We start from the raw sequence: 18,129 nt of genomic DNA on the forward strand, positions 1-18,129 counted from the left end.
CCCGGGACACGGCACGTCCGCCTCGCCGCAGGGAGCGGCATCGCCACCGGCTCCGGGTCCTCGGCGAACCACCAGGATCCACCGGCAGCGTGAAGCACCACCCGTGCGGCCACTCGGAGCCGTGCGGTCACAGTGGCACGGGCAGCGGCAAGGGCAGGGGCCGGTCCGGCTGCCCCGTCCCTGATCGTCCCCCGAACGGGCGGCTCGACGGGCAGCCGTCGCCGGGCGGCCGGAGGATCGGTGCGGGGGCACGCGACGGGAGCCGACCGAGGATGCCGAACACCGCCACCGCCCGTTGCCGGAAGAAGGCGCGCGTCGTCCTGTCCGGCGTGCTGGTCCTGACCGGAACCGTCATGACCGGGTGCGGCGGTGAGGCCCACGACGCCGGGCAGGGGCCCGGAGCAGCACCTCGCCCCCAGGCAGCCCGCTCCGGTAGGGTCACCGTCGTCTACGAGACCGGAACGGTCGCACCGGAAGACCGGGAGGCCGTGGCGCTGATCCGGAACTCCCGCGTGCTGGAGCGGACGGCCGACTGGGTGAACAGATCACTCACCCTCCCGCACGACATGGTCGTGAAGGTCACCGCCGCCGTGCCACCCGGCGTCACCGACGCCGTGACCCAGCCCGACGGCAGGACGATCTTCATCCCACCGCCGTTCCTGACCGAGATCGAGAAGGCCCTGGCCGACGTCGTGAAGACCGTCGAACGGCCCGCCCTCTTTCCCGCGTCCGAGTACAACACCGACGACCTGACCGTGCTGTCGACGGAGTTCATCTTCGGCCACGAGATGGGCCACGCCCTGCAACGCCAGCTCCTCCTGGCCAACCTCGGTCTCGAAGAGGACGCGGCCGACGGCTACGCGTCCTTCTACACCGTGAACGAGGTCGGGCCGGGCCCGTCGCTCGCCGCCGCGATCCTCTTCGACGAGATCGCCCGCAAGGAGGGCGTGCCGACTCTGGAGGGAATGTCGAGCGACCATCCCGTCACCCAGCAACGCGCCTACAACTTCTTGTGCTACCTGGAGGGCAGCGACCCGAAGAAGTACCAGCGGTCCCTGGTCGACAGCGGCTATCTGCCCAAGACACGTGCTCCCCTCTGCCCACAGGCGTGGGCGATGTTGGACTACGGCTGGTGGACCCAGCTCCGACCCCACTTCAGCGAGCCGTTCAAGGCCCGGGGTGACGAGGAGCAGAAGAAGGCGCACGCGCGGCTGATCGCGGAGACGAACGCGCTGGCGGAGCGGATCGACGAGCTCCGCAAGAGTCAGTGACCCGCTGGGCGCCCGTCCGGGTCAGTGGTTCCCGATCGGGTGGCCCTGCGAGTAGGCCGAATCGGCGGCTTCGGCGTCTCAGGGCGGGGTTCAACGGCCGAGGAGCGAGCCCAGCGTCACGCCGTACCGGGTGCGCAGGCGGCGTATCTCCCACAGCGACAGCGCGGACACCGACAGCGGGCCGCCGAGCATGGACGTGTAGAGCACCTCGGGCGGGGCGGCCACGTCCGGTCCGTCGAAGAGCTGGAAGCCGAAGAGGGACCAGACCAGCAGCGGTGACAGCAGGGCCGGTAGCACCTCGTGCACGTCCCCTGCGCGGAAGCAGGAGTTCAGTCCGACGACGAGGGCGGCCAGGGTGAAGAGCACGGCCGCGACGAGCACGACGACGCAGACGAGAGCGGCAACGACGAACAGCAGCATGATGAGAAGACCGGTGAAGATCGTGCCCAGGAAACTGCCGAAGAGCCCGAAGGTGATGTCGTGCGGGCCCACGTCCGAGGGCGAGATGAGGTCACCCTTCAGCGCCGCCGTCGTCAGCCAGATCACGCCGACCCCGAGGACCGGCGCGGCGAGCGCCAGCAGCGGGCCGACCAGGCGGCGCGTGTACACGCGCCCCAGGGGTGCGCGGGCCAGGATGATGCACAGGCCGACACCGATGACACTGGCCACCACGACGACGGCACAGCCGATCAGCAGTTCCTCCAGCTTGCCGAGCACGAAGTCCTCGCGCCCCTCGCGTAGGGGATAGGCCAAGGTCAGCCAGGTCACGGCCACCAACCCCAGGACCGTGCGGCCGCGCTGCATCCAGGCGATGACCGGGTCTTCGATGCGGTCCGGGTCGGAGGGGCCGGTCAGCGCTCGGGCAGCCGCTATGGGATTGGGTACGGAGCGGGCGTGCGCGTTCAGGCGCTGACGGGTGATCAATTGAGCTCTCCGGAAGGTGTCCTGTGCGGCGCGTGGGCCAGGGGTCATGTCAGGCAGGCGTGTGTCGTCCTGGCCTGGCACGCCCGGACGCCCTTATCGTCGACGAGACGATAATAGGCTATCGTCACCGCACGAACGAAACACCGAACGCGAACGCCGACTCCATGGACGGCTCAGCCGCCGGGCACGCGAGCCGAGTTGCCGCAGCGGTCACCGCGGAGGCCGCGAGCGAGGAGTGGAAGCGCCACCACTGCCCCTGCACGCAAGATCCCTTCAGGGGAGCACCACATGCACGTCGTCGAATCCGAAGCCCGCCCTGGGCGCCCACCCGGTGTCACCAGCCCGGGCGGGGATCACGTGGGCCCTCCTGCGCAACGGTTGGGTTGCTGTTGCTCAACGCACATCTATGGGCTCGTAGAGCACGTCGGTTCTGAGAATTGTTTTCGTACCCTCAAGAATCGGGGCCGAGTCGTGAAGCGTCCGATGCCAGAAGAGGAGCGCATCGCCCGGTTCGGGGCGGTGGGCGCTCAATATTTCCTCAGGCTCTGCGAGCCGGGGCCAGTCCGAGAAGTCGCGTTGCGCAAAGGGAAGGTCGTTCTGCTTGTCGGCGATGAACCGCGTTTCTCCGCCCACTGCCTCATACGACAGGTAGACGACGACCGTCAGGTGAGTTCGCGTTCCGTCGGGGGCGAAATAGGGTGAATCGTAGTGCGGGACAAGGAATCCGCCGTGTTCGTACGTAATGAAGCGCATACGCGGATTGACGGACGCCGGCTTCCAGGGCCTCCCGTCCGTATCCGTCGGATCGTCCGGTCCTACTTCAAACGACAGAAACGCCCGCAGCCTGCGGTAGAACTCTGCCGCCAGGACTTCGGAGTCAGCCGTGGCACGAAGAGAGCCGACCGGATCTCCCTCTGCGTAGTTGGCGGCAACGCCGTCCAGACCCACCGGCACAAAGCGCTGGGCAGCGAGTTCGGCCGCGAATACCTCCACTTCGGCCGGAGTGAGGAAATGGCGAATCACCCTGGCATCGACGTGTGGGATCTCCGACTCGGTCGGGGCCCATGCGTCATCGGCGGATATTCGGCTCAGCGCTTCTTCGGAGAGGTCGAAGGGATTTACCGGCATTCCGAACATGCTCACGTATCCGTCCTGAGGTCATTGTCGATGCCACCGCGGCCGTGGCCCCAAGCGCCCAGAACGGCCGCGGGCGGCACAGTGAGGTGAATGGCGGGACTGCCGGCCACGCACTTGTGCGCGTTGGATCTGTGGAGGTACTCCAAGCGTGCTGCCAGTTCCTCGAATTCGACGTGGGCGAATTCCGGCCAACTCTCTTTGTGTGATTCTCTCTCGCCGGACGGGATCGTGAGCCGTTCCGGATAGAGCTCGACGAAGTCGTACAAGGCCCCGAAGGCGACGGAATCGAGAACAGGGTGCAGCGTGGCGGAGGGCGGAGGGGGACTGGCGTGGCGCACGAAACGCTCCTAGCGGGTGGAATTCTCCGGGAGGAGAGGGGTTGCGTCATCCGATTTCACACTTCGATCGACGCGCTTCTTCACGTCGGCACGCGGCGCCACGAGCGCCGGAGTCTTCGAGGGTTTGAAGTGCACGAGCGGTGGATCGGAGAGCAGGGATCGCGCATCAGGGATCAGGCGCTGGGGTGCCGCAGCGTTGAAATGGGGACCGCCTTGTGTCGATCTCTGCCGGGGGTCCGGCGGCAGGCGGGCCGCCGGGCGGCTGGTGCGCGCGCCGGCATGGCTCCGGGCTCGTGCTCGACGTCACGGCCGTGCGCGCGGCGGCGGATCGAGGCCCCTGGAGTCAATGCCCGCAGGGAGCGGGGGCCGCTGAGCGATTATCGTCATGATGACGAGATTAGACTGGGGTGAACCCCCAAAGCAAGCAGGACGTCCCCAACGCGGCGGAAGGGGGCGTGAGGCGGGGCGGGAACCGGCTCGGGGGACTACCGATGGGCGGTAGTCCCAAGCAGCGCTGGGCCGCTCCGTACCGGGTGACCGCACGTGCGGTGTGGGAACACCGCTCTGACGCGGGGCCAGGCCGCCCGGCGTCGTTGTCCGTTGCCGATGAAGTCGGCCGAGTGCGACGTCCTGACCTGGGTCGACCAAGACTTGTCTGATAATTGGTCTTGTGGCAGGTCGAGGTGGGTCGACGGACGCGGCGTGGGAGCGGATGGAGCCCTTGTTGCCGCAGGTGGATGGGCGTGGTCGGCCGTGGTGTGATCACCGGTAGGTGGTCAACGGTGTGCTGTGGCGGTTGCGGACCGGGGCTCCGTGGCGTGACCTGCCCGAGCGGTATGGGCCGTGGCAGACGGTCTACGAGCGGTTCGCCCGCTGGGAGTCGGACGGCACGTGGGCAAGGCTGTTGGAGCATGTGCAGGTCCGCAACGACGCGATGGGCCAGGTGGAGTGGACCGTCGCCGTCGACTCCACGATCAACCGTGCCCACCAGCACGCCGCCGGCGCACGTAAAAAGGGGCCGCTGACGGGGACGAACTGGAAGATCCGGGCCGCTCGCGGACGCGCCAGGCCCTCGGCCGGTCCCGAGGCGGGCTGACCACCAAGGTCCACCTCGCCGTCGACGGCCGGGGCCTGCCCTGTCCACCGTGCTCACGCCCGCCAATGTCAACGACGCCACCGCGTTCGCCCAGGTCCTCGACGGGATCCGCATCCCGCGCATCGCCACGGGTCGCCCGCGCACGACACCGGTGCGGGTGCTGGGCGACAAGGCCTACTCCAGCCGGGCGATCCGGCACCTGCTGCGGCGTCGGGGTATCGCCGCCACGATCCCCGAGCGCCGCGACCCCCGGCCCGGACGGGCCCTCACCGACCACCGCAGGCGGCACGGACTCCGTCGCCACGCGCATCGCGGCAGCCGCACCGGACGCGGATGTCGCCAAGGTGTTCGGCATCTGTCACGAGAGCATCTGGACCCTGCCGCGGCCCGCCTTCGAGGGCGCACCCCTGGCCGTACCGTTCTGCGCCGACGCCCCCGACGCGGCCACCCTGACGGCGGCACTGATCACGTCGATGGGCTGCTCCCCACTGCCCTGCGGCGGGCTGTCACGCGCGGCGCTGCTGGAGTCGGCCGCGGTCCTCGCCGTCGGTGTGTGGTGGTCAGGGGGCGAAGCACGCCACGTCTTCCCCTCCCCCGCCCTGGCCCCCGGCGCGGTCGACGACGAGCCCTGACCGAGGCTCGTGTACGAGTGCAACGGGTCTGTGGCGCGACATCGGCCCGTGGCCGCCAAGGGGCGCTTCGCGCACGTGACTTCGGGCGGGATGATCGACGTCTCAGGTGTCGGCAGCGCCAACGGCACGGCCGTAGAGCCCTGTACGGTGCACGCGGGGAGGCGTCAGGTTCGCGTCCCGCCCAAGTAATCGCAGCCTGCAGCGGGATGTGGCACCGCATGACGCGACACGCGGGCCGGGTGATGGACGAGTGGATCGAGGCGCGCCCATCCACTGTTAAGGTGTCATGCGCCCATCAAGTCGGGCCTCTCACATACTGACATTTCAACGGGGTTGACGTGAAGCTTCGCCATGTTCGCGCGGTAGCCGTATTCGGTATCGCAATCTTCGCACTCACCGGAGCCCGTGGCTCCCACGGCGGCAGCTGCGGTGGCAGCAGCCACAGTTCCGGCTCGGGCTCCAGTGGTTCCAGCAGCTCCACCGGTGGCAGCGACAGCACGAGCGGCAGCACCGGTACCACCGGCAGCAGCACGGGCAGCCCGTCGGTCACCGGCGGATCCGGCAACAACAAGGCCGAGCGCGACATCAAGATCGACGCGTGCAAGATGGACGCGTCGGGCAAGAACCTCGTCGCCAAGATCACCGTCACCAACAGCGGTTCGGTGGACTACACGTACAACATCAGCATGAAGTTCCGCGGGGACACCACCTCGGCGGCGACCCCCGCCCAGGCCAAGGTCTCCGCTCTCACGGTCAAGGCGGGTGCGTCGAAGCAGGCCGAGGCCACCGCGGCGTACACCGGCAAGGGCGACGGCAGCGAGTACAAGGAATGCGTCGTCGACAACGCGTCGAAGAGCGCCCTCTGAACCGCTCGTGATCACGCGGAGCCCCCTCTCCTGAACCGGTGGAGCGGGGGCTCCGTCGTTTTCGGACACGGGCGGGCGGTCCGGTGTCGCCGACCGCGGCCCGGACCGTAACCGCCCGGCTCGCGACGTCCTCACGCTGCGGTTGCCGGAGCGGATCACGGAGCGGATCACGGACTGACCCGGGCCCGCGCCCGGGTCCGCCCACGCCGGGCAGCCGCGCGGGATCCGACGGGCGTCACGGTCGGGCCGGATTCGGCGGGAACCCGGGCGGCGGAACCGCGCCGCCGGTGGAGCAGGGCGTCGAGGGACAGGGCAGGCGCGCCGGCCAGGATCAGCGGGGTCCAGGCCAACAGGTAGATCACGTCCGCGCCGAAGTAGTACGGGGTGGTCGACCAGCTCATGGTCAGCCACAGGCTGAGTGAGATCAGCGCACCGCCGAGAGCCGCGATCCGGGTCAGCAGACCGGCCAGGGCGCCGAGTCCGACAGCCAGCTCGCCGAGGGCGATCGCCATGCCGAAGGCGACCGGCTCGGTCAGGGAGACGTCGATCAGCGCGGGTATGCCCGCGGCGTCCCGCACCGCTTCCATCTGCTGGCCGATCGAGCCGTCGCCGGTGGCGGACAGGAACGCCGGATCGGTCAGCTTGTCCAGACCGGCGTAGACGAAGGTGACGCCGAGGAAGAGGCGCAGCGGCAGGAGTGCGTACTCGGAGGCTCTCGCGCGGAGGCCGGCGGAAGGCGTGTTCATGCCCCTCACACGAGGGCTCCCGCCATCCGGTTCGACCGTCGGGTATCGCTTTTCGCGCTCGGCGATGTGGCGAAGGGACTCGCGGTCGGCGTGGACGACGCCGACCGGGGTGCGGCCCGGCTGAACTCCCCGGCGGGACGCGTACCGAGCAGCGTTGAACCGGGTCGCTCAGCCCCACCGCGCCGCCGGCTCGTAAGCCCTGAGTTCGGCCAGTGTGACTGAACGCTGCACTTGGCCCCTGAGCGTGCTCGTTGCCCGGGCGCACTTGCGAGCCCTCGAACACTGCACTCCGTGGCGCGCGGAACGCGGGCGGCGAGGCGGTGGTCGTGAGGGAGGGCTCAGGGCGGTCAGCACGAGTCGTACCAGTGATCGAAGGGGCGCTCCGGGCAGGTACGGCACTCGAAGATGTACACCGCGCCCACACTGCCCACATCAAGCCCGGTGGGGTCCACAGGGACTGCCCGACCGCCCTCCTCGTCCCGGTCCTCCAGGGGCAGCCAGACGCGCCACGAGGCTCGGTCGCATTCCCAGCCGGCCACTGTGAGCAGGTGGTCCATGCGGCGGCCGCATCCCTCGCAGTCCACCCATCCCTGCCCGGTGAACCAGGACGGATACCCGCCGAGTTTGATGCCCGGCGCCTCGGCGAAGTCGGAGAAGGACAGCAGCGGAATCGCCTCCTGCGGCGGGATCGCCTCCTGCAGCCGGCGGAAGTCGTCCCGCCACTCGTCGGCCAGGTCTTCCGGCAGATCCCAGGTCGGGTATTCCGTCACCCGCTCCGGGTGGACCACGCACGGCGCCGGAACATGCCAACGGGCCGCAGCCGGATCCGTCGGCGGCGCCGGGAGCACGGCCCGTACGGCAGCGGAGTCGCGCCAGAACACCGCAGGCCACGGTGACGCGGGAAACTCGTGGGTGAACGGGCACCAGAGCACTTGCAAGATATCCGCGCCCTCGGGAAATGGCACCACGCCGGGCGGCAGGTCTGAACGGAAGGCCTGCACGACCGGCACCATCGGCACCCTTGAGCTGCTCGGCAGGCCGTTGCCGAAGTTGCTGTGCCTTTGGGTACATACCGGCCAGTCCTCGTGTGCCGGCCACAGCAACGGCCCGCCCACGGAGCTCTCGTCATGCGACGGCGCACCCTGCCTCGGGTGCAGACGCACCGTGTCCCGCGACGACGGCCACCAGCTCCTCCCGTAGACCCGGACGGGGCGGACGGGGGCGACGGCTGTACCCGTCCGCTCGCGCGTGGCAGTCGGCTCCGGGGCCGGACCGGGAATGGTCCCGACCGGCCTGGAGCCGGCCTGGGGCTCAGTGGAACAGCATGGACGCGTCACCGGCCGGGGTGGTGACCGATCCCGGGCACAGGAAGCTGCCCGAGGTCTTGGAGGCGGTGAAGGCCCGGTTGACGTACTTTCCGGTCGTCGCGTTGCGGTCCCACACGATGCCCGTCGCCTTGTAGCGACAGGAGATGAAACTCTGCCTGCCCGTGATGTCGATCAGATCGGTCCGCGCCGTTCCGGCGGCCTCGTCGAAGGTGAAGGCGGGGTTGTTGTTGAGCGTGGCGGCGATGCCGCCACCGCAGGCCAGATTGCCGCCCGGCGCGTTGACCGTGGCGCGGTCGACGGTGAGGGCGTTCGGGGGAACGGCACTGGTGCTCGCGTTGGTCCAGCTACAGCTGTTGCCGGCAACCACCATCACGCCGTCGGCCTTCTGGTCGACGGCCGAGGCGCTGGTGCTGTGCGCGAGGGCGGTGCCGGTGCCGGTGAATGTCGCCGCGACGACCAGCGTCGCAATACCGGCGAGGCGTGAGATACGGGGGGTGCGGATGCCGTGCGTGATGTGCCTCATGGTTCGCTCCTCCATGCCACGTACTGGTGGGGGTGGGCGAGGCGTGGGGCCTCACAGAGTGTGCGGAGTGCGTGCCGGGAGAGTCCCACAGGCGCCTCGAAGTGTCAGGAGACTGTCAGGGCCATGCCAAGAAATGGCTGAAAATACCGGCCCTGCCCCTACCGCGCCCCTACCGTGCCGCGGCCTCCCCCAGGAGATCGGCCTTGCGCACCCGCACGGCGCCCCTGAACTGTGCACGCTCGGGCGTGATGTCCACGAGATGCACCGCATGCTCAACGTGCTCGGCGACCTGGCAGCCGCCGGCGCCGCGCCGCAGGGGCGGGCAGGAACACGAGGGCGTGGTGAACCGCGGGCCGGTCCGGCTCCGGAGCGTCGACATGCGCCGGCGCCGAACCTTCTTCGGCCGGCCCATCGGTTTCCACCGACGGCCCCCGCTCCCCTTCCTGCAGGTCACCTGGCCCGACACGGGCGGGTATTTCCACTGGGAGGAACAGAACGGCGAGGAACAGGCCGGCGAGGACCACCGGGAGTCGCAGCCCCGACTGTGGCTCCCCCCGGCCGACCATCCGGTGGGCATCTGGACCGTCGAACTCTGACGGAGCACGGCGAGTCGCTCACCGCCTGGGGCGCTCGATCAGGGCGGCGGCCCGCGCCTGCGGTGACAGCGCGCGGCCGCGCGCGAACGCCGTGGCGAAGGCCTCGTCACCCAGTCGCGCACGCAGGCGGGCCGTCGCCCGGTCCACGTCCTGCCGTTCCGCCGCGGGCAGCGGGGTACCGAGGGACTCCCGCAGTTCGGCGGCCGTACCGAGCAACTCCGCCGCCGCGGCGGCCCGGTCACCCGGGGCGGCGGCCGCGGAGCCGGCGCCCGCGAGCCCCTCGAAGGCCAGGGCGAGGGCGCGCGGGTCACCCGACCGACGGGCCGCCGCGAGCCCGTCCCGATGCAGGGTCTCCGCCAGCGGGGCGTCGCCGCGCAATTCGGCCACGTACCCCAGTTGCGCCAGGATCAGCGCGACCCCGATGTCCACCCCGAGCCTGCGGTTCCAGTCGAGCCACGGCAGCAGCCGGGCCTCGGCCGCGTCCAGGTCGCCCGCCCGCCGGGCCCCGAGGGCCAGGCCGATCTCCGCGAACTGCAGAGCCGGCCGGTGCGCCTGCTCGGCGGCCAACCGTCGGGCCTGCTCATGGAGGTCCGCGGCCCGTACGGTGTCCCCCGTCAACAGGGCGATGCGGCCCTGCCGTGCCAGTCGGAAGGAGACCTGGGTGAAGAGCTCCAGTTCCCGCGCGCTCCGTACGCCCTCCTCGTGCAGCCGGGCGGCCTCCGGGTAGTCGCCGCCGATCTCGGCGAGGATGCCCAGCTGCTCCGAAACCTGCAACCGGCCCCACTCGTCGCCGAGTTCCGCGAACAGCCGGGCCCCGGCCTCGGCGTTGCGGCGCAGCTCCACGAGGTCGCCGCGGTACAGGGCCCGGGTGGCGAGGCCGCTCAGCGCCGCCGCCTCGCCCCAGCGGTCGCCGAGTCTCCGGAACACCGCCGGCAGCCCGGCGAGAACGTCCTCGTCCGCGGCGCGGTGGTCGGCCTCGGGCCGGTTCGTGAAACCGAGGCGGGCGAACTCCAGCAGCCATCTTCCCCGCGGGTCGGCGCCTTCGAAGTCGCCGCCGAGCAGGCTGTCGTCCCCGGCGAACACGGCGAAGGCGGCCAGCCGGGTCCGCGCGCCGGCGACGTCCGGCCCGGCCCGCACGCCCGAATCAGCCGGATCGGCCTGCCGGCCCGCGCCGGACGCGCACGCCAGCGCGGACTCCAACGCCGTGCGCGCGTCGCCGATCCGGCCGCGCAGGCACCAGTACCAGGCCGACGCGTTGGCCAGCCGCAGCGCGGTACCGGCCGCTCCCGCCTCGACCGCCCGGTCCAGCGCTGCCCGCAGGTTGAGGCCCTCGGCGTCGAGACGGCGCAGCCATCCGCGCTGTTCGGGGCCGTGCAGGCGGGCCGCCGCCCGCTCGGCGAGACCGGCGAAGTGCTCGGCGTGCCGCAGTCGTACGGCTGCGGCCTCGCCCGCCTCGTCGAGCCGTTCCAGGCCGTACGCGGTCACCGATTCCAGGATCCGGTAACGCGGAGCCCCGGCGGCGCCCCCGCCGCCTTCGCCACCGCCGTCCGGCGCGACGACCAGGGAGCAGTCCACCAGTCGTGTGAGCAGGTCGAGGACGTCCTCGGCAGCGGTGTCCCCCGCGGCGCACACCGCCTCCGCCGACTCCAGGGTGAACCCGCCAGAGAACACGGCCAGTCGGCGCAGCGCCGCCCGCTCGGGCGGAGCCAACAGCTCCCAGCTCCAGTCGATCATCGCGCGCAGGGTCCGCTGCCGGGCCGGCGCATCGCGTCGCACCTGATGGAGCAGCCGGAACCGGTCGTGCAGCCGCTCGGCCAGCACGTGCACCCCGAGCGCCCTGACTCTGGTGGCGGCAAGCTCCAGGGCGAGCGGGAGTCCGTCGAGGCGCCGGCACACCAGCGCCACGGCCTCGGCGTTGTGCGGGCCCAGGGTGAACCCGGGTGTGCCGGCGGCGGCGCGGGCGGCGAAGAGCTCCATCGCCTCGGGCGCGTCGAGCGGGGCGACCGCCTCCAGTACCTCGCCGGACAGGGCCAGCGGCTCCTGGCTGGTGGCGAGGACGCGCAGCCCGGGGGCCTGCCGCAGGAGCTGATCGGTCAGGGCGGCCACGGACTCGACGACGTGCTCGCAGTTGTCGAGTACGAGGAGCAGCCGGCGCGCCGCGAGCGCCGCGGCCAGCCGGTCCCGGGCGGCGGCCTCGCCTCCCGAGCCGGGGCCCGTACCGCTGTCGGCGTCCTCGCGCACTCCGAGGGCGGCCGCGATCACCGCGGCCACGCCGCCGCGCGCGCCCGCGAGTTCGACGAAGCGGACACCGTCGGGGCACACTCCTGGCTCGGCCGCCGCGTCCGCGTCCGCGTCCGCGTCGGCCTCGGCCTCGGCGAGGCGGGCCGCGGCGGCGAGAGCGAGGCGGGTCTTGCCGACGCCGCCGGGCCCTGTGAGCGTCACCAGACGGCTCGCCTCGACCGCGGCGCACACCCGGGCGACGGCTTCCTCCCGCCCGACGAGGGAACTGACCGGGGTGGGGAGGTTCGTCGGGGGCCCGGAACGCCGTGCCTTCAGAACGGCGGGCGCGAGCACCGGCGCCGACGCGGGCGCGGCGCCTCGCTCCGGTTCCGGTTCCGGTTCCGGTTCTGGTTCCGGTTCCGGTCGCCGTCGCGGTCCGGCCGTCAGCTCCGGATCCTGTCGCAGGATCGCCTCGTGCAGCGCTCCGAGTTCGGGGCCCGGATCGATGCCGAGCTCCTCCGCGAACCGTGCCGTCAGCTCCCGGTAGGCCGCGAGCGCCTCGTTCTGCCGGCCCGCCCCGTAGAGCGCCCGCATCTGGGCGGCGCGCAGCCGCTGCCGTAGTGGATGCTCCGCGATCAGGGCGGCCAACTCATCTGCCAGAACGACGTGTTCGCCCAGCTCCAGCCGTGCTTCGGCGAGATCCTCCTGCACGGTGACCCTCCGCTCCTCCAGCCGGGCGACCTCGGTCCGTACGAAGGCGGCGTCCGGGAGGTCGGCGTAGGCGGGCCCCCGCCACAGCCCCAGTGCCTCCGACAGCAGCGCGGCCCGCGCCCTGGCCCCGTCCTCCTTGCGGGCGAGCGCGGTCAGCTCGGCGAACCGGCCGGCGTCCACCGCCGCGTCGGCCACGCGCAGCGCATAGCCCGCCGGACCGAACCCGACCAGGGCCCGGCCGCCCTCCTCGGCCTGTGCCAGGATGCGCCGTAGCTGGGAGACCTTGGTCTGCAGGGTGTTCCCCGGGTTGCCCGGCAGGTCCTCGCCCCACAGCTCGTCGATCAGCCGGTCCACGGGCACGGGCCGCCCGTAGCGCACGAGCAGAGCGCCCAGCAGCGCCCGGACCTTCGCCTCGGGCACGGGGACGGGGGTCCCCTCGTCGGTTCGCACGGTCAGTGGTCCAAGCACCTCGAAACGCATGCCGCAACGTTACTTCTTCCTCGTCAACAGGCCGTGGGCCGACCGCGGATGGCCCCGGTCGCCGCCGGCACGACGCTCGCACGCGGCCCGTGCGTGAAGCGTGGCCGGCCCCGTGCGCGGACCGTGCGTGGCGCGTGCGCGGCCCCTTGCAAGGTGTTTCTGTGACCGCGACCGAGCGGTCCCGATCCGCACCGGAAGGAACCCCGCCATGACCGTCTCCCGTGAGATCCGCCTCGCCTCCCGCCCCACCGGTACCCCCGGGCCCGAGAACTTCCAGCTCGTCACCGCCCAGCTCCCGGAGCCCGGCGAGGGCCAGATCCTGGTGCGCAACACCTGGATGTCGGTGGACCCGTACATGCGGGGTCGGATGGACGACGTCCCCTCCTACATCCCGCCGTTCGCCCTCGGCGCCGCCCTCGAAGGCAGCGCGGTCGGCGAGGTGGTCGCCTCCCGCTCCGCGTCCGTGCCGGTCGGGGCGACCGTCTCGCACTTCCTCGGCTGGCGGGAGTACGCGGTTCTGGACGCCGGCGCGGCCACCGTCGTCGACACCTCGATCGCCTCGCCGTCCGACTACCTCGGCGTGCTGGGCACCACGGGCCTGACCGCGTACGCGGCGCTCACCCGGACCGCGCCGGTGAAGGAGGGCGATGTCGTCTTCGTCTCCGCCGCGGCCGGGGCGGTGGGCAGTGTCGCCGGGCAACTGGCACGGCAGTTGGGTGCCTCCCGGGTGATCGGTTCGGCCGGTGGCCCCGAGAAGACGAAGAAGCTGCTGGACGTGTTCGGCTACGACGCCGCCGTCGACCACCGCCGGGGCGATCTCCCCGGTCAGCTGGCGGCGGCCGCCCCCGAGGGCATCGACGTCTACCTCGACGCCGTCGGCGGCGACCACCTCCAGGCGGCCATCGGCGCGATCCGCCCCGGTGGGCGGATCGCCATGGTCGGTGCGATCAGCGGCTACAACGCCACGCGGCCGGCCCCGGGCCCCGACAACCTCTTCCGGGCAGCGGCCCACGAGGTGACCCTGCGGGGGATGCTGGTCTCCAGCCACTTCGACCTGTTCCCCGAGTGGATCGGCAAGGCGGCGGGCCGGCTGGCCGACGGGACCCTGCGTACGGAGAAGACCGTCGTCGACGGCATCGAGCGGGCGGCCGACGCCTTCCTCGGGGTGCTGAGCGGTGCCAACACCGGCAAGATGCTGGTCCGTCTGGACACCGCCCGATGAGCGCCGCCGCCCCGGGCCGATGCGGTCCTCGTCATCGTCGTCAGGCCGTTCGGGGGCGGCGGGGAACCACGAAGCGTTACGGGCCCTCGGTGCGCAGGAGCAGGAGGGCGATGTCGTCGGGGCGGGGGCCGTCACGGTGGGCGTGCTCGATGAGTTCGTCCGCCAGGTCGCCGAGCGGATGGTGCTCGGGGGCTTCGCCGATGAGGCCGGCGACCGCGCCGATGGCGTCCTCGATGTCCCGGCCGGGGGCCTCGACGAGCCCATCGGTGTAGAGAGCGAGCAGGGTTCCGGGGCTGAAGGGGATCTCGACGGCCGTGTACGCGGCCCCGGGTTCGATGCCCAGGAGGAGTCCGGCCGGCAGGTTCAGCATCTCGGTCGCCCCGCCGGGGTGGCGCAGCAGGGGCGGCGGGTGGCCGGCGGAGGCCAGGCGGACGGTGTGGCCGGCGAGGTCGATGTGGGCGTACAGGCAGCTGGTGAACAGCCCGGGTTCGAGGTCGGTCACGAGCCGGTTGGTGCGGGCGAGGACCTCTTCCGGGGGTGCGCCGGCGCCCGCGTGGACGGCGGTGCGGACCTGGCCCATGAGGGCGGCGGCGTTCACGTTGTGGCCTTGGACGTCGCCGATGGCGGCCGCGACGGTGGTGTCGTCGATACGGATGAGGTCGTAGAAGTCGCCGCCGATCTCGAGGCCGTACGCGGCGGGCAGGTAGCGGGCGGCCACCTCGAGGCGGGGGACGCGGGGCAGGGTATGGGGCAGGAGGCCGGTCTGCAGGCTGCGGGCGAGCTGGTGGGTGGCGTCGTAGAGGCGGGCGCGGTCCAGGGCCTGTGCGATGAGCCCGGCGATCGAGGTCAGGACGGCGCGCTCGCCGGGGGCGAAGACGCGGGGGTGTCCGTAGGCGAGGACGAGGGAGCCGATGGGCCGGTTGGAGGCGATCAGGGGCAGGAACGCCCAGGCGGCCATGCCGTCCTCGACCACCGCGTCGGGGTGGGCGGCCAGGAGCTCGCCCACATCGCCGAAGAACAGCGGGGTGGAGGTGTGCAGGATGTGGGTGATGGCGGTGTCGGCCGAGACGGGGGTGCCGTCGAGCTCGGCCAGGTGTTCTGCGGAGTATCCGCGGTGGCCGACGATCCGTACCCGCCCGTCCTGCTCGGCCAGGAGGGCCAGGGCGTGGGCTCCCAGCGAGGGGACGATCTGGTCCGCGGCCTTCTCCACCACGTCCTGCGCGTGCGCGGCCTCGGTGAGGGTGACGGCCAGCAGCATGAGCGGGTAGAGCGCGGCGGCGCGGCTGGGTGCGGGCTGGTCGGGGTCCGCCGGCGGGACGTGGGCCGGTACGGAGGACCGGTCGCTCACCGTGGTGATGCGGACGCTGATGCCGGTGTTGTCCGGGTAGAGGTCGAAACACAGCCGCTGTCCGGTGGGGCGTTCGGCGATGAAGCTCCGGGACAGTCGGCTCATCGCGGTGGCCCGGTAGTGGTTCTCGATGGCGGGGGTGTCCATCCAGGGAAGGGCCTCCCAGGGCAGGGCTCCGAGCAGGTCGCAGACGGGCGCGCCGAGCAGGTCGGCCGCCTCCGGGGTGATGAAGGTGATGGTGCCGTTCAGGTCGAGTGCGCAGTTGCCTCCGGGGAGGCGCCGGACGAACGCCATGGTGGCCGCCGCCTCGGCCGGGCCCGGTGTGGGTGCCGGGAGCGGCCGCAGGACGACCGGATACGGCGTCGGCCGCAGCGGCCGGCCTTCGCCGGCGGCTCGCAGCAGGATGCGCGTCAGGAGGCCGCGGGCGGATTCCAGGGCCTTGCGTTCCCGCTCGTCGAGGTCGGGCCCGTGCGAGCCCGGCCACAGGAGCAGCAGGCCGGCCCCGGTGGGCTCGCGTGCCCGATCGGCGGCTTCCTCCGTGAGGGGGACGGCGGCGAGCGCGAAGTCGTACGGGAGGACGAGTCCGAGGCGCGGATAGCGGCGGGCCGTGTCCTCCTGGCCGCCGAGCCAGACGAGGTGGCCCTCACGGACCGCGTCGGCCACCGGGATGGGGTCGTCCAGGCCGACTCGCGACCAGGGTGCGGCGAACTCGCGGGAGAGCCCGGAGGCCAAGGTCAGGTGCAGTACGCGCCGGGTGGGGTCGGGGTCGGGCAGGTAGAGCATGCCGATGGACGCTCCCGCGTCGGCACAGGCCCCGACCAGTGCGTCTCTCAGCGCACGCCGGTCGGCTCTCTGATCACGCCCCGGAACGTTTCGCACCTGACCATGGTCTCTCCATATCCCGGCTCCCGTCGGTCCCCGCCCGTCCCGGCGAGCCCGCGCGAGCCGGATCGAGCCCGTAGGCGCCGTCCAGCCCTTACGCCCCGGATCGAGCCCGTAAGGCGCCGTACAGCCCTTATACGCGCCGGAGCCGGCCCGGGTGCGCCCGTGGCGGCCCCGCTCAGCGCTTCAGGACGGGCCTTCGGGCGCGAGGTCGGGGTGGTCCCCCAGCAGCCCGGGCGGCGCGGCCTGCCGCCAGGAGTCGACGACGATGGCCCGGAGCTCGTCGGTGTCGTCGAGGGCCGCCAGGCGTGCCCGCACCCAGGCGAAGGACGCTTCGTGGTCGGCGACCCAGAACTTCTCGGGCTCGGCGCGGACCAGCTCGTCGCGTTCCTCCTTCGGGCAGCGGACGGCCAGCGACGTCTCGTCGTCGGGCAGGGTCAGGAACATCTTCCCGGCGACCCGGAAGGTGGGCATGGCCCAGGCTTCCTTCTCGGTCGTCTGCGGGAGGGCGAGGGCGATTTCACGGACTTCGTCGGACGTGCACACACCCTGACCGTACGACAGGCCACTGACATCGGGACTCCACACCGACGCGCGTTCCGCGCGGGCGTAGGCTTCGATCGGCAGGGACGCATCGGGGGGCGGGGTACATGACGGCGGAGACAGCACAGCGGTGGAGTTCGACCCTCGATTCGGTCGTGGTGTACGCGCAGGGCGCGGTCTGCCGCCGGCTGGTCCGGGGCACCGTGCCGGCGGACGGGCGGGTACGCGTGACGGGGCTGCCCCGTTCGCTGGACCCGGGCTCGCTGCGGGCGCGTGTGCTGGGCGCGCCCGGGGTGCGGGTGACCGAGGCCCGGGTGGAGGTCGAGGCCGAGCCGCGCGGCGCGGGCGCACCCGACACCTTGCGGCGTGAGGTCGAACGCCTGCGCGACGAATATGCGGCGGCGCAGGGCCGCCGCGACCGGCAACGGGTGCTGATCGACGAGGTCAGGGCCTTGCGGCCGGTACCTCCGGCCCCTGACCCGGAGTCCCCGCACCGTCGCACCCCGGTGGACGCGTGGCTCGAGCTCGCCGACTTCACCGAAACCCGGCTGACGGGGCTGCACGCCCGCCTCGTCGAGCTGGAGGACGCGCTGCGCCTCGTCGAGCACGAGCTCGGCGTCGCCGCCGACCGACTCGCCCGCGCCTCCACCGACGCTCCGCCGGCCCATGTGGAGACCACCGTCTCCGCTCTCCTGACCCTGGACACCGCGGGGGACTCGGAGGGTGACGGGGAAGACGGCGGGGAGGTCGAGCTGGAGTTGGAGTACGGGGTTCCGGGCGCCGTCTGGGTTCCGACCTACCGGCTCACGCACCGTCAGGGCGAGGGCGACGGCCGCCTCGTGCTGCGCGCGTCGGTCGCCCAGCGCACCGGCGAGGACTGGACCGGCGTGCGCATCGCCCTGGCCACCGCCGACCTACGGCGCCGTACGGACCTGCCGAAGCTCCGTTCGGTCCGGATCGGGCGCCGCCAGCCCGCCCCCGCGCCGTCCGGCTGGCGCGAGCCTCCGGCCGGTCTCGCCGACCTGTTCGTCGGCTACGAGGCGGCCGGCTCCCGCCGCCCGACCCCGACCGTCGTACCTCCGGCCCTCAGGGTCGGCTCCGCGCCCGGTCCAGTACCGCCGCCCCCACCGCCGCCACCCGCCCCGGCCGCCGCTGCCGCGCCCGCACCACAGGGTTACGGCGCGCTCCCGGTGCCCGGCGGCGTGTACGGCGCCGCCCCGGACGGCATCGGCGGCGCGCTGCCCGCCCTCGCGCAGCCGGCCCGCC

The 18,129-nt window shown here is 72.1% G+C and carries 14 protein-coding genes and 2 pseudogenes; 7 read left to right on the top strand and 9 right to left on the bottom strand.

The window, feature by feature from the left end; genetic code table 11:
- Window positions 1-272 precede the first annotated feature (272 nt).
- Window positions 273-1,271: a DUF4344 domain-containing metallopeptidase gene (locus AB8A24_RS25865; RefSeq protein WP_328965183.1), complete on the top strand. Its 999-nt coding sequence runs from the start codon at window positions 273-275 to the stop codon at window positions 1,269-1,271.
- A 90-nt stretch (window positions 1,272-1,361) separates the two neighbouring features.
- Here AB8A24_RS25865 and AB8A24_RS25870 read toward each other — a convergent pair whose 3' ends face one another.
- The 3 genes from AB8A24_RS25870 to AB8A24_RS25880 form a co-directional block, all read right to left on the bottom strand.
- A complete protein-coding gene (locus AB8A24_RS25870; RefSeq protein ID WP_369477775.1) occupies window positions 1,362-2,195 on the bottom strand; it encodes a hypothetical protein in 834 nt (277 codons plus the stop codon).
- 393 nt (window positions 2,196-2,588) lie between these two features.
- Window positions 2,589-3,332 carry a 2OG-Fe(II) oxygenase gene (locus AB8A24_RS25875; RefSeq protein WP_328966121.1) on the bottom strand — a complete coding sequence of 248 codons (744 nt, stop codon included), beginning with the start codon at window positions 3,330-3,332 and terminating at the stop codon, window positions 2,589-2,591.
- 2 nt (window positions 3,333-3,334) lie between these two features.
- A complete protein-coding gene (locus AB8A24_RS25880) occupies window positions 3,335-3,670 on the bottom strand; it encodes a hypothetical protein (RefSeq protein WP_369477776.1) in 336 nt (111 codons plus the stop codon).
- Window positions 3,671-4,340: 670 nt separating this feature from the next.
- Between AB8A24_RS25880 and AB8A24_RS25885 the strand changes: the two are divergent.
- From AB8A24_RS25885 to AB8A24_RS25895, 3 genes and pseudogenes are all read left to right on the top strand, one after another.
- Window positions 4,341-5,052 (top strand): annotated as a pseudogene (locus AB8A24_RS25885) (IS5 family transposase); the annotation flags it as partial.
- A 58-nt stretch (window positions 5,053-5,110) separates the two neighbouring features.
- Window positions 5,111-5,398, top strand: coding sequence for a hypothetical protein (locus AB8A24_RS25890; protein ID WP_328966164.1), 288 nt, complete (start codon window positions 5,111-5,113; stop codon window positions 5,396-5,398).
- A gap of 338 nt (window positions 5,399-5,736) precedes the next feature.
- The gene (locus AB8A24_RS25895; RefSeq protein ID WP_328965181.1) at window positions 5,737-6,264 is read left to right on the top strand and encodes a hypothetical protein; all 528 of its coding nucleotides are present in this window, start codon (window positions 5,737-5,739) and stop codon (window positions 6,262-6,264) included.
- A gap of 278 nt (window positions 6,265-6,542) precedes the next feature.
- Here the strand turns inward: AB8A24_RS25895 and AB8A24_RS25900 are convergent.
- From AB8A24_RS25900 to AB8A24_RS25910, 3 genes and pseudogenes are all read right to left on the bottom strand, one after another.
- Window positions 6,543-7,010: pseudogene (locus AB8A24_RS25900) on the bottom strand (DoxX family protein); the annotation flags it as partial.
- Window positions 7,011-7,357: 347 nt separating this feature from the next.
- Window positions 7,358-8,023: a DUF1963 domain-containing protein gene (locus tag AB8A24_RS25905; protein WP_369477777.1), complete on the bottom strand. Its 666-nt coding sequence runs from the start codon at window positions 8,021-8,023 to the stop codon at window positions 7,358-7,360.
- Window positions 8,024-8,321: 298 nt separating this feature from the next.
- On the bottom strand, window positions 8,322-8,861 hold the full coding sequence (locus AB8A24_RS25910) for a hypothetical protein (protein WP_369477778.1): 540 nt from the start codon (window positions 8,859-8,861) through the stop codon (window positions 8,322-8,324).
- Window positions 8,862-9,109: 248 nt separating this feature from the next.
- Between AB8A24_RS25910 and AB8A24_RS25915 the strand changes: the two genes are divergently transcribed.
- Window positions 9,110-9,457: a DUF4262 domain-containing protein gene (locus AB8A24_RS25915; protein ID WP_369477779.1), complete on the top strand. Its 348-nt coding sequence runs from the start codon at window positions 9,110-9,112 to the stop codon at window positions 9,455-9,457.
- 18 nt (window positions 9,458-9,475) lie between these two features.
- On the opposite strand, the gene AB8A24_RS25920 is transcribed toward AB8A24_RS25915, so the two are convergent.
- Window positions 9,476-12,868 (bottom strand): BTAD domain-containing putative transcriptional regulator, encoded by a 3,393-nt coding sequence (locus AB8A24_RS25920; RefSeq protein ID WP_369477780.1) that lies wholly within the window; start codon window positions 12,866-12,868, stop codon window positions 9,476-9,478.
- Between the two features lie 208 nt (window positions 12,869-13,076).
- Here AB8A24_RS25920 and AB8A24_RS25925 point away from each other — a divergent pair, with 208 nt between their 5' ends.
- The gene (locus tag AB8A24_RS25925) at window positions 13,077-14,090 is read left to right on the top strand and encodes an NADP-dependent oxidoreductase (protein WP_328965176.1); all 1,014 of its coding nucleotides are present in this window, start codon (window positions 13,077-13,079) and stop codon (window positions 14,088-14,090) included.
- A gap of 76 nt (window positions 14,091-14,166) precedes the next feature.
- Here the strand turns inward: AB8A24_RS25925 and AB8A24_RS25930 are convergent, their stop codons facing one another.
- Together AB8A24_RS25930 and AB8A24_RS25935 are read right to left on the bottom strand one after the other, a co-directional pair.
- Complete coding sequence (locus AB8A24_RS25930; RefSeq protein WP_328965175.1) at window positions 14,167-16,221, bottom strand: SpoIIE family protein phosphatase; 2,055 nt, start codon at window positions 16,219-16,221, stop codon at window positions 14,167-14,169.
- 285 nt (window positions 16,222-16,506) lie between these two features.
- Window positions 16,507-16,866 carry an MmcQ/YjbR family DNA-binding protein gene (locus AB8A24_RS25935; protein WP_328965174.1) on the bottom strand — a complete coding sequence of 120 codons (360 nt, stop codon included), beginning with the start codon at window positions 16,864-16,866 and terminating at the stop codon, window positions 16,507-16,509.
- A 104-nt stretch (window positions 16,867-16,970) separates the two neighbouring features.
- Between AB8A24_RS25935 and AB8A24_RS25940 the strand changes: the two genes are divergently transcribed.
- A partial coding sequence (locus tag AB8A24_RS25940) for a DUF4139 domain-containing protein (RefSeq protein ID WP_369477781.1) occupies window positions 16,971-18,129 on the top strand: 1,159 nt, incomplete at its 3' end.

The sequence above is a fragment of the Streptomyces sp. BF23-19 genome, assembly GCF_041106355.1.
Taxonomy (GTDB): Bacteria; Actinomycetota; Actinomycetes; order Streptomycetales; family Streptomycetaceae; genus Streptomyces; species Streptomyces virginiae_A.

Coding starts and splice junctions, on each gene's coding strand:
- AB8A24_RS25865 (WP_328965183.1), top strand. CDS start 273: ATGCCGAACACCGCCACCGCCCGTTGCCGGAAGAAGGCGCGCGTCGTC.
- AB8A24_RS25875 (WP_328966121.1), bottom strand. CDS start 3,332: ATGTTCGGAATGCCGGTAAATCCCTTCGACCTCTCCGAAGAAGCGCTG.
- AB8A24_RS25905 (WP_369477777.1), bottom strand. CDS start 8,023: ATGGTGCCGGTCGTGCAGGCCTTCCGTTCAGACCTGCCGCCCGGCGTG.
- AB8A24_RS25910 (WP_369477778.1), bottom strand. CDS start 8,861: ATGAGGCACATCACGCACGGCATCCGCACCCCCCGTATCTCACGCCTC.
- AB8A24_RS25915 (WP_369477779.1), top strand. CDS start 9,110: ATGTCCACGAGATGCACCGCATGCTCAACGTGCTCGGCGACCTGGCAG.
- AB8A24_RS25920 (WP_369477780.1), bottom strand. CDS start 12,868: ATGCGTTTCGAGGTGCTTGGACCACTGACCGTGCGAACCGACGAGGGG.
- AB8A24_RS25925 (WP_328965176.1), top strand. CDS start 13,077: ATGACCGTCTCCCGTGAGATCCGCCTCGCCTCCCGCCCCACCGGTACC.
- AB8A24_RS25930 (WP_328965175.1), bottom strand. CDS start 16,221: ATGCTCTACCTGCCCGACCCCGACCCCACCCGGCGCGTACTGCACCTG.